Consider the following 10,110-nt stretch of genomic DNA (forward strand, 5'->3'; position numbering starts at 1 on the left):
AATCCTGGTGACAGTGCAGGTCAAGGGCTTGTTGAAGGTTCACCCACGGTGCCCGGTGTGATTCGTCCGGTCACCCCGTCGACCCGCGTCCCGGCGAACGGACGGCTCGGATCCGCGGCGAAATGCGCCGATTCGGCCCGCGCCCAGCCGGCCCAGAACTCGGCCAGATCCGGCCCGTCCCGCTGCTCGCCGCGCCGCCGGGCCGAGGCGGCGTCCAACTCCAGCCAGATCACCCGGGCCAGCCACGGCCGTACCGCCCGCCGCCCGGCGCCGACACCCTCCACCAGCACCACCGGGGCGACCGGCACCGCGGTGGTGCCCGCGAAGCGGCGCAGCGTCCAGTCGTACACCCGGTACGCACCGTCCCGGCCGGCCGCCAGCGGCTCCAGCACCTGTTCGCGCAGCCGCCCGGTCCAGCCGAAGGGCTCGGCGTGGGTGGCCAGGTCGTCGAGGTGGACCACCGGCGCCCCGCCGAGCGCCGCCGCCAGCCGCCCGGCGAAGGTCGTCTTGCCCGAGCCCGCGTGCCCGTCCACCGCGACCAGCCGCACCGGCCCACAGGAGGGCGGCAGCGCGCGCAGCTCCGCCGCGAGCGAGGCCACCGCGTCGCCGGGAACGGGCGAAAGGGCGGGGGCGAGGGGTCGGGAAGCAGCCACAACGGCAACCCTACGGTGCCGTAGCCCACCAGTCCGTCCAGTTACTCCTGGGTGATCGTGACGGCGGCGCGGGTTTCCGGCATACTCGCATCGCCATGCCTGTGAACGGCCGTTCACCGTAATCCGGTGCCGGTCGGGCCGACCTGCCACACCCGCGCCGGACCAGCCACACCACGCTCCGGTGCCCGATCGAGGAGGCGACCGCCGCCATGACCCCGTCCCCAGTGAAAGCCGTGGAGCGCCAGCTGCCCAGCGAGGAGGCCCACGAGCTGCTGAGCCTCACCCGGGACCTGGTCCAGCGCGAGCTGCAGCCCCGCGCGGCCGAGGACGAGGCCGCCGGCCGCTTCCCGCGAGAGGTCTTCCGCACCCTCGGCGAGGCCGGCCTGCTCTCCCTCCCCTACGACGAGAAGTACGGCGGCGGCGGGCAGCCCTACGAGGTGTACCTGCAGGTGCTGGAGGAGCTGGCGGCCGGCTGGCTGGCCGTCGGCCTCGGGGTGAGCGTGCACACCCTCTCCTGCCACGCGCTGGCCGGCTTCGGCACCGAGGAGCAGCGCGGCCGGTGGCTGCCCGGAATGCTCTCCGGCGAGCAGCTCGGCGCCTACTGCCTCTCCGAACCGCAGTCCGGCTCGGACGCGGCCGCGCTGCGCACCCGCGCCGACCTCGACGGCGACGCGTACGTGGTCAACGGCACCAAGGCGTGGATCACCCACGGCGGCCGGGCGGACTTCTACAGCGCCCTGGTGCGCACCGGCGACGAGGGTTCCAAGGGCATCAGCTGCCTGCTCGTCCCGGGCGACGTACAGGGCCTGTCGGCCGCCCCGCCGGAGCACAAGATGGGCATGCGCTCCTCGCCGACCGCGCAGCTGCACTTCGACGGCGCCCGGGTCGCCCGTGACCGGCTGATCGGCGAGGAGGGCCAGGGCTTCCAGATCGCGCTCGCCGCACTGGACTCCGGCCGCCTCGGCATCGCGGCCTGCGCGGTCGGCGTCGCCCAGGCCGCGCTCGACCTCGCGGTCGACTACGCGCGCACCCGCCGCCAGTTCGGCCGCCCGATCGCCGAGTTCCAGGGTCTATCCTTCATGCTCGCCGACATGGCCACCCAGATCGAGGCCGGGCGGGCGCTCTACCTGTCCGCCGCCCGGCTGCGGGACGCGGGCCTGCCGTTCTCCAAGGAGGCGGCGATGGCCAAGCTGTTCTGCACCGACGCCGTGATGCGGGTGACCACCGACGCGGTCCAGGTGCTCGGCGGCTACGGCTACACGCAGGACTTCCCGGCCGAGCGCTACATGCGCGAGGCGAAGGTGCTGCAGATCGTCGAGGGCACCAACCAGATCCAGCGCCTGGTGATCGGTCGCCACCTCACCAAGGGCTGATCCCCCCACAAACGGCCTCCGGCCGTCACTCCAGGGTGCGGAGTGACGGCCGGAGGCGTCTTCGTCTCTGCGTCAGCCCGCCTGCGCGGGCTGGCGGGTCAGCGCCGGACCAGGCGGCGGCGCTGCTCGGGGATGGCCGAGATGACGGGGACGGCCGGGGCGACGACGGCGGTCCGCGTCGGCCGGTGCGCCACCGCGTGCGAGAACGGCTGTGTGCGCCAGTCGAGTTCGGTGGGGAGCCTGAACAGCGCGTCGAGTCCGGCGGGCTGGTCGTCCTCCGGGGTCTCCACCTCGGCGAGGTCGTCGGTCGGCGTGCCCGAACCCGGGCACAGCGCGGGGGCGAAGGGGTTCCAGGCGGTCGGCAGCAGCGCGTGCTGCGGCAGCCGCTCCTCGTCGGCCACCAGGGCGATCGGGCGGCGGCACTCGGGGCAGTGCACCCGGAAGATGTCCCAGGTCTCGGCCTCGCCCGGGTCGATGCCCGGGACGTGGCCGTGATCGACCGCGAGGTCGTCGCGGCCGGTCGTATCGTCGGTGTCGTCGGCGCCCAGGGCACGCTGGTCAGTCGGCATGAGGATCCCCCTCGGATCGGGCCCGGCGTGGTCGCCCGGGGCCACAACCAGCACTTCCCTCCGATTCGGGCTCATAACCCTGCGGTCCGGTGCACCGTGATGCACCGGGTGTGTCCTTGGCCACATCCACTGCCACATTCGCCTGGCATTTGCCCGCGTGACACCTGCGGGCACCCGATGTGACACCGCGTGCGCCCCCCGTGCCCCCGACCGGGTAGGTTTGCGCACTGTGGAGGATCTCGACCAACGCATCGTCCAGCTGCTCCTAGAGGACGGCCGGATGAGCTACACGGACCTGGGCAAGGCCACCGGCCTGTCCACCTCGGCGGTGCACCAGCGGGTGCGCCGCCTCGAACAGCGCGGGGTGATCCGCGGCTACACCGCGATCATCGACCCCGACGCCGTCGACCTGGCGCTGACCGCGTTCATCTCGGTCAAGCCCTTCGACCCCAGCGCCCCGGACGACACCCCCGAACGGCTGGCCGGCCTGCCCGAGATCGAGGCCTGCCACAGCGTCGCCGGCGACGAGAACTACATCCTCAAGGTGCGCGTCGGCGCCCCCGGCGACCTGGAGGACCTGCTCGCCCGCATCCGCAGCGCCGCCGGCGTCTCCACCCGCACCACCGTCGTCCTCTCCACCCCCTACGAAGCGCGACCCCCGAAGCTCTGAGGACGAACCCCGCAGGTGCAGACTTAGCGGCATGACCGAACGCACCCCACGGACCGTCCTGCTGCGCGGCGGCGCCGTCTACAGCCCCGCCGACCCCTTCGCCACCGCGATGCTCGTCGAGGGCGAGCACATCGCCTGGGTCGGCAGCGACGGCGCCGCCGAGGCGTACGCCGCCGCAGCCGACGAGATCGTCGAGCTGGACGGCGCCCTGGTCACCCCCGCCTTCGTCGACGCCCACGTGCACGCCACCGCCACCGGCCTGGCGCTCACCGGCCTCGACCTCACCGGCAGCCCCTCGCTGGCCGCCGCCCTCGCCGCCGTCACCGCCTTCGTCGACGCCAGCCCCGAGCCCGGCGGGGTGCTCATCGGCCACGGCTGGGACGAGACCGGCTGGCCCGAGGGCCGCCCGCCCACGCTCGCCGAACTCGACGCCGCCGCCCGCGGCGCCGCGCTCTACCTCTCCCGCACCGACGTGCACTCCGCGCTCGCCACCACCGCGCTGCGCAGCCTCGCCCCCGGCCTGGCCGAGCGCCCCGGCCACACCGCCGACGGCCCGCTCACCAAGGACGCCCACCACGCCGTCCGGCGGACCGCGCTCGCCCACCTCACCCCAGAGCAGCGCGGCCGCGCCCAGCGCGCCACCCTCGCCCGCGCCGCCGAACTCGGCATCGGCGCGCTGCACGAGTGCGCCGGCCCGGAGATCTCCTCCGAGGCCGACCTGGCCGCCCTGCTGGCCCTCGCCGCCGAGGGTGAAGGCCCCGAAGTCTTCGGCTACTGGGGCGAGTTGGGCGGCGCCGAGACGGCCCGCCGACTCGGCGCGGTGGGCGCCGGCGGCGACCTCTTCGCGGACGGCGCGCTGGGCTCGCACACCGCCTGCCTGCACACCCCCTACGCCGACGCCGAGCACACCGGCACCGCCTACCTGACCGCCGAGCAGGTCGCCGACCACGTCGCCGCCTGCACCGAGGCCGGGCTCCAGGCCGGCTTCCACGCCATCGGAGACGCGGCCGTGGCCGCCGTCCTGGACGGCGTCCGGGCGGCCGGGGAGCGGGTCGGCGCCGGGCGGGTCCGGGCGCTGCGCCACCGCGTCGAGCACGCCGAGGCGCTGGACGACAAGTCCGTCGCCGCCTTCGCCGAGCTCGGCCTCACCGCCTCCGTCCAGCCTGCCTTCGACGCCGCCTGGGGCGGCCCGGACGGCATGTACGTCCAGCGCCTCGGCGCCGAGCGGGCCGCCAGGCTCAACCCCTTCGCCGCCCTGCTGCGGGCCGGCGTGCCGCTGGCCTTCGGCTCGGACGCCCCGGTCACCCCGCTCGACCCCTGGGGCACCGTCCGCGCGGCCGCCTTCCACCAGACCCTGGACCACCGGATCTCCGTCCGCGCGGCCTTCACCGCGCACACCCGCGGCGGCTGGCGCGCGATCGGCCGCGACCAGGACGGCGTGCTCGTGCCCGGCGCCGTCGCCAGCTACGCGATCTGGGCCGCCGACGAACTGGTCGTCCAGGCCCCCGACTCCCGGGTGGCGGGCTGGTCCACCGACCCGCGCTCCGGCACCCCGGGCCTGCCCGACCTCACCCCCGGCCACCCGCTGCCGGCCTGCCTGCGCACCGTCGTCCGCGGCCGCACCGTCCACCTGGCCGCCGAGTAGAGCCGAGCAGGCCCGCATCAACCCAGCTGAAGCGGCGGCCCGGCGGCCGTGGGTCGACCCCAGGACGACCGCCCCGTCGGCTTCACCGACCCCCGCGAGCTGCTCGCCCCGGACTTCCACCCGGAACCCCTGGGCGAGCAGCACAGCGCCTCCGACGGGGCATGTGCGGCAAGCCCACCGGGGCCGTGAGCCGCTGACCCTGCTACCACCCTGACCTCACGCTTCCCTGACCGTCCGGGGTACCTTCTTCGGACAGCGTCCGAACAGCAAGATCCAGGAAGATGGTGCGCCGGTGGCCATGCCCGTCACCCAGGAGCGGCCCGGGGCCGCACCCGAACCGGCGGAGTCGGCGCCCAGGCCCGGCCGGGCCGCCCGCGCCGTCGCCAAGGTCCGGGCGGGCCTTCCCCGCACCGGCCTCGCGGCCCTGGCGGGTCTGCTGCTCGCACTCGCCTTCCCGCCCTTCGACCTGTGGCCGCTGTCGCTGCTCGGCGTCGCCGCGCTGTCCCTGCTCACCCGTGGCCGCACCGTCCGCCAGGCGGCCTGGACGGGCTTCGCCTTCGGCCTGCCGTTCTTCCTGCTGCTGCTCAGCTGGCTGCGGGTGGTCGGCTGGGACGCGACGGTCGGCCTGTCGGTCGTGGAGGCGCTGTTCCTGGCCGTCCTCGGCGGCGGCCTGGCCCTCACCTCCCGGCTGCCGGCCTGGCCGCTCTGGGCGGCCTGCCTGTGGATCACCCAGGAGTGGGCGCGCGACCGGCTGCCGTTCGGCGGCTTCCCGTGGGGGCGGCTGGCCTTCGCCAACACCGCGACCCCGTTCACGCCGCTGGCCGCGCTCGGCGGCGCACCGCTGGTGACCTTCGCGGTCGCCCTCTCGGGCGCCCTGCTCGCCGGCGCCGCGCTGCGCCTGCGCGGGCCGCGTAAGACGCCCCGGGCCGCCGCGCTGGCGGGGCTGGGCGCGGTGGCCGCGCTGCTGGCCGGGTACCTGGTGCCGGTGCCGACCGCGCCGGCCGACACCGTCAAGGTCGCCATCGTCCAGGGCAACGTGCCCAACCCGGGCATGGACTTCCTGGGCCGCCCGATGATGGTCCTCAACAACCACGCGGTGGCGACCGAGCGGCTGGCCGCGGACATCGCCGCCGGCAAGGTCGAGCGCCCCGACATCGTGATCTGGCCGGAGAACTCCTCCGACCTGGACCCGTTCAGCGACCCGCTCGCCTACCAGCGCATCGACCAGGCCGTGAAGACGGTCGGCGTGCCCACCTTGGTCGGCACCCTGGTGGACGGCCCGGACGCGCAGCACGTCCAGAACGAGGGCATCGTCTGGGACCCGAAGACCGGCCCCGGCGCCTCCTACACCAAGCAGCACCCCGTCCCGTTCGGCGAGTACGTGCCGTTCCGCGCCCAGCTGATGAAGGTGATCACCCGCCTCCAGCGGGTCGCCCGGGACTTCTACCCCGGCGACCACAACGGCGTCATGCAGCTCGGCCCGGCCCGGATCGGCGACGTGATCTGCTTCGAGGTCGCCTACGACGAGATCGTCCGCGACACCGTGGACAGCGGCGCCCGCGTCCTGGTGGTCCAGACCAACAACGCGACCTATGCCAAGACGGGCCAGCCCGAGCAGCAGCTCGCGATGAGCCGGCTGCGTGCGGTCGAGCACGGCCGGGCCGTGCTGATCGCCGCCACCAGCGGCATCAGCGCGGTGATCGCCCCGGACGGCACGGTCCAGCAGCGCACCGAGGAGCTGACCGCGGCCGAGCTGTCGGCGGTCGTCCCGCTGCGCGACGGCACCACGGTCGCCGACCGGGTCGGCGCCGCGCCGGAGTGGACGCTGGCCCTCGCAGGCCTGCTGGCCTGCGGCGCGGGCGTGCTGGTCGGCCGCCGACGGAAGGCCGGCGCCGGAACACCGGCCGCCGGGGAATCGTTGGACCAGGTGGTGCCGTAGCCGGCCCGGACCTCCCGTGCGGCGCGCAGAGCACTGCTTGGAGTGGATTCGTACCGTGACCCAGCAAGCTACCCCCGCCCGTCCGGCCCCGCGCGGCAAGCTCCGCCGGGTGCTGCCGCTGCTGATCACCGCCTGGCTGGTGCTGGAGATCTGGCTGCTGGTCCAAGTGGGCTCGTGGCTGGGTGGATTCGTCGTCGTGCTGCTGCTCATCGCGGGCGCGCTGATCGGCGGTTCGCTGATCAAGCGGGCCGGGCTGAAGGCGCTGTCCGCGGCGATCGAGCAGAGCAAGGACCCGAAGTCCGAGCAGCCCCAGACCGGCACCAGTCTGACGGTGCTGGCGGGCCTGCTGCTGATCGTCCCGGGCTTCCTGTCGGACCTGGTGGCGCTCACCCTGCTGTTCCCGCCCACCCGGGCGCTCTGGCGGGCCGGTGGCCGCCGGGTGGCCGACAAGGCGCTGCGCAGCACCGTCGCCGCCGGGGCGGACCCGTTCGCGGACGCGATGCGGCTGCAGGAGCAGCTGCGCATCCACCGCCCGGACGGCAAGGTGATCCAGGGCGAGGTGGTGGAGCCCGGCGACGGCCCGCGCGGTCCGCAGGGCCCGGACACCACGTACCGCCCGCCGATCTCGGGCTGACCGCCCCTCCCGTCCCGCGTTCCCGTCCCGGGGAACGCGAGGCGGGAACGCGAAAGGGACCCTGGTGACCAGGGTCCCTTTTCGCGTCCTCCCGCCGTGGCGGGAGCGAGGTCAGGCGCTCTTGCGGGTGTCCCGCGGGTGCACCGCGAGGTTCATTCCGCCGGAGCGGAGCACGGCCAGTCGCTCGGCCAGTACCTCCTCCAGTTCCTCACGGGTCCGGCGCTCCATCAGCATGTCCCAATGGGTACGCGTCGGCTTGACCTTCTTCTCTTCCGGCTCGTCGCCGTCGAGAAGTACCGCCTCCTGGCCACAGAAGCGGCATTCCCAGGCCTGGGGGATCTCCGCCTCGACCGAGAAAGGAACCTCGAATCGGTGTCCGTTCTGACATGCATACTCGACGGTCTGGCGGGGAGCCAGATCGATACCGCGGTCGGTCTCGTAGCTAGTGGCCCCGAGTCGCGTGCCGCGGAGAGCTCGCTCGCTCATGAATCGTGCCTCCCGGGCTTATAGCCCACAGGACTAGTGGTCGCTGTTCTTCGTCGTTCGGTCAACGCTCGGCTTCCGACGAAGATTCCCGTCCCGGGACATGCGTCGTCTGTGGTGCCGCCCCTGTTTGTACCCATCGGCGCCCGATTTGTCACATCTGGCCGTGGATATCACCCTAGGTGTCACCTATTTCACATCTGGTGATCGGTCGGCCTTTCCTGGACGAGCCTACCGGGACGGGATTCGACGAGCGCCGCCGCCCCCGTCCGCCGTGGTCAGGAGATCGGGCGGGAACGGATCATCGGCTCGCCCTTGGCGAGGTCGACCGGGTGGGCCCGGGGGGTCGGATCGGCCGGCAGGGCCGCCGGCGGGCGCTCCGGCCGGGGCGGCAGGTCGGCGGCGGCCTCGGTGCGGGTGTCGCGGTGCGGCAGCAGGGCGATCACCGCGTCCCGCAGCTGGGTCGGGGCCTCCTCGTCCAGCGGGTCGACGGTGGCGGGCACCTGGAGCCGGACGGGGGTGCTGTTGCCGATCCGGGCGTAGCCGCGGCCGGCGGGGGCGTGCGCGGCGGGCACGATGTCCAGCGGCGCGCCGAGCACGGCGTGGCCCTCCTCGGGGCCGGCGGGGCCGAGCAGCACCCGGGCCCGGGTGGTGGAGCGCACGGTCGCGGTGATCCGGCCCCTGGCCTCGATGTCGTCGGCGATCACCACGGTGACGCGGGCGGCGCGGCCGTGCCGCAGCGGCAGCTCCAGCAGGTCCTGCGGGTCCGGGCGGCCCTCGGCGTGGGCGAGCTCGCTCAGCTCGGTCGGGTGGTCCAGGAGCAGCCAGAGCGGACGGGTGGCGTCCTCGGGCGGCGCGGTGCCGGCGTGCCGGGCGGCGTTCAGCGCGGCGAGCCGGCGCTCGGTCTCCTGGGAGGCCCACTCCAGCGCGGCCAGCGCGCCGTGCAGGCTGGTCTCCACGGTGTGCACGCCGGGCCGGTTGACCAGGCAGGCGTGCTCCCCGGTGCCCGCGCCGTCGACCACCACCAGGTCCCCGTACGGGAGCGCCTGGAGCGCGATCGAGCGGATCAGGCTGGAGGTGCCGTAGCCGGTGACGCCGAGTGCCAGCAGGTGCGGCTCGGCCGAGCGCGGGCCGGTGCGCCAGACGACCGGCGGCTGCTGGGCGATCGCGCCGCCCTGGAAGACCGGGATGGTCCGGGCGGTGCCGTCCTCGTCGGTGAAGCCGAGCACGATCTCGCCGGGGGCGGCCACGAAGCGCTGGGCGACGATGTCGGCGGGCAGCGGGGTGAGCGCGGCGATCCGCAGCCGGTTGGACTCCTCGTCCCAGTCGAAGCGGTACTCCCGGGCCCGGCCGGCCTTGCCCTGGACGACCTGCTCGATCCGGGCCCGCGCGCTCGGCTCGGTGTCGGTGAAGTACGCCGGGTAGCCGAGTTCCAGCCGGGAGAGCCGGCCCTCGTCGTCGAACTCCCAGGAGCCGAAGGCGCGCTTGTAGTGGCCCTCGTAGTGGTACAGCGGGTTGGCGTCCTCGGGGCCGCACAGGTACGGCGTGAGCGCCGCGTAGAGCGCACCGAGCTTGATGTCGGCGACGTCCGGGGCGGGCGGGGCGGGTGCCGGCTTGGGGGCCCGGCCGGTCCAGGCGGAGCTGGCCATCAGGGCGATCAGGGCGAACAGCAGGCCGTGCGGCAGCAGGTAGACGCCGACCAGCATCGCGGCGGAGATGAACAGCGTCGGGCCGCGGCGCTCCTTCGGGGTGGCGTTCCAGCGGTCCTTGGCCCAGCCCGCGTGGTGGCGCAGTCCGCGGCCGATCACGGAGAGCGGGGCGAACATGTCGGAGGCGTGGTCCCCGGCGGTTCGGGCGATCTCGCGGCCCTTGCTGAGATGGCGTTGGAGCGGCATTCCTTGACTCCCCGGGCGAGTGGGACGGGTCGGGTGGCGGGGGCGGAGCCGGTACGACGGGACCCGGGGCGGTGGGATCCGCGCCCGGGCCCGTGCGGGGGAGTGGCAGCGCCTGGAACGTGGGGCCCGGGCCCTGTCCGGCCGGACAGGGCCCAGGGCGTGTCTGACAATTCGCGTCGGATCAGCGCGCGGCGGTGGGCGCCCGGCTGGGCGTGCCGGCGAAGCGTCCTCGTACTGGGCCGTACTTGG

At 74.4% G+C, this 10,110-nt stretch carries 9 protein-coding genes; 5 read left to right on the top strand and 4 right to left on the bottom strand.

Going from position 1 to position 10,110, the window contains the following annotated elements; translation table 11 throughout:
* Nucleotides 1-20: 20 nt before the first annotated feature.
* Nucleotides 21-653 (bottom strand): uridine kinase, encoded by a 633-nt coding sequence (locus tag ACFVHI_RS26660; RefSeq protein ID WP_380343461.1) that lies wholly within the window; start codon nucleotides 651-653, stop codon nucleotides 21-23.
* A gap of 209 nt (nucleotides 654-862) precedes the next feature.
* Here ACFVHI_RS26660 and ACFVHI_RS26665 point away from each other — a divergent pair, with 209 nt between their 5' ends.
* A complete protein-coding gene (locus ACFVHI_RS26665; RefSeq protein ID WP_380343464.1) occupies nucleotides 863-2,026 on the top strand; it encodes an acyl-CoA dehydrogenase family protein in 1,164 nt (387 codons plus the stop codon).
* 98 nt (nucleotides 2,027-2,124) lie between these two features.
* On the opposite strand, the gene ACFVHI_RS26670 is transcribed toward ACFVHI_RS26665, so the two are convergent.
* Nucleotides 2,125-2,595 (bottom strand): hypothetical protein, encoded by a 471-nt coding sequence (locus ACFVHI_RS26670; protein WP_380343467.1) that lies wholly within the window; start codon nucleotides 2,593-2,595, stop codon nucleotides 2,125-2,127.
* A 229-nt stretch (nucleotides 2,596-2,824) separates the two neighbouring features.
* Between ACFVHI_RS26670 and ACFVHI_RS26675 the strand changes: the two genes are divergently transcribed.
* From ACFVHI_RS26675 to fxsA, 4 genes are all read left to right on the top strand, one after another.
* On the top strand, nucleotides 2,825-3,265 hold the full coding sequence (locus ACFVHI_RS26675; RefSeq protein ID WP_045694655.1) for an Lrp/AsnC family transcriptional regulator: 441 nt from the start codon (nucleotides 2,825-2,827) through the stop codon (nucleotides 3,263-3,265).
* A 31-nt stretch (nucleotides 3,266-3,296) separates the two neighbouring features.
* Nucleotides 3,297-4,910 carry an amidohydrolase gene (locus tag ACFVHI_RS26680; RefSeq protein ID WP_380343470.1) on the top strand — a complete coding sequence of 538 codons (1,614 nt, stop codon included), beginning with the start codon at nucleotides 3,297-3,299 and terminating at the stop codon, nucleotides 4,908-4,910.
* A gap of 298 nt (nucleotides 4,911-5,208) precedes the next feature.
* Nucleotides 5,209-6,849: an apolipoprotein N-acyltransferase gene (gene lnt, locus ACFVHI_RS26685; RefSeq protein WP_380343473.1), complete on the top strand. Its 1,641-nt coding sequence runs from the start codon at nucleotides 5,209-5,211 to the stop codon at nucleotides 6,847-6,849.
* A gap of 55 nt (nucleotides 6,850-6,904) precedes the next feature.
* Nucleotides 6,905-7,483 carry an FxsA family membrane protein gene (fxsA, locus tag ACFVHI_RS26690; RefSeq protein ID WP_063346461.1) on the top strand — a complete coding sequence of 193 codons (579 nt, stop codon included), beginning with the start codon at nucleotides 6,905-6,907 and terminating at the stop codon, nucleotides 7,481-7,483.
* Between the two features lie 111 nt (nucleotides 7,484-7,594).
* Here fxsA and ACFVHI_RS26695 read toward each other — a convergent pair whose 3' ends face one another.
* Nucleotides 7,595-7,969 (bottom strand): RNA polymerase-binding protein RbpA, encoded by a 375-nt coding sequence (locus ACFVHI_RS26695; RefSeq protein ID WP_030306127.1) that lies wholly within the window; start codon nucleotides 7,967-7,969, stop codon nucleotides 7,595-7,597.
* Between the two features lie 275 nt (nucleotides 7,970-8,244).
* A complete protein-coding gene (locus ACFVHI_RS26700) occupies nucleotides 8,245-9,861 on the bottom strand; it encodes a hypothetical protein (RefSeq protein WP_380343477.1) in 1,617 nt (538 codons plus the stop codon).
* Nucleotides 9,862-10,110 lie beyond the last annotated feature (249 nt).

Origin of the sequence: Kitasatospora sp. NPDC127121 (genome assembly GCF_042677305.1) — a bacterium.
Classification (GTDB): domain Bacteria; phylum Actinomycetota; class Actinomycetes; order Streptomycetales; family Streptomycetaceae; genus Kitasatospora.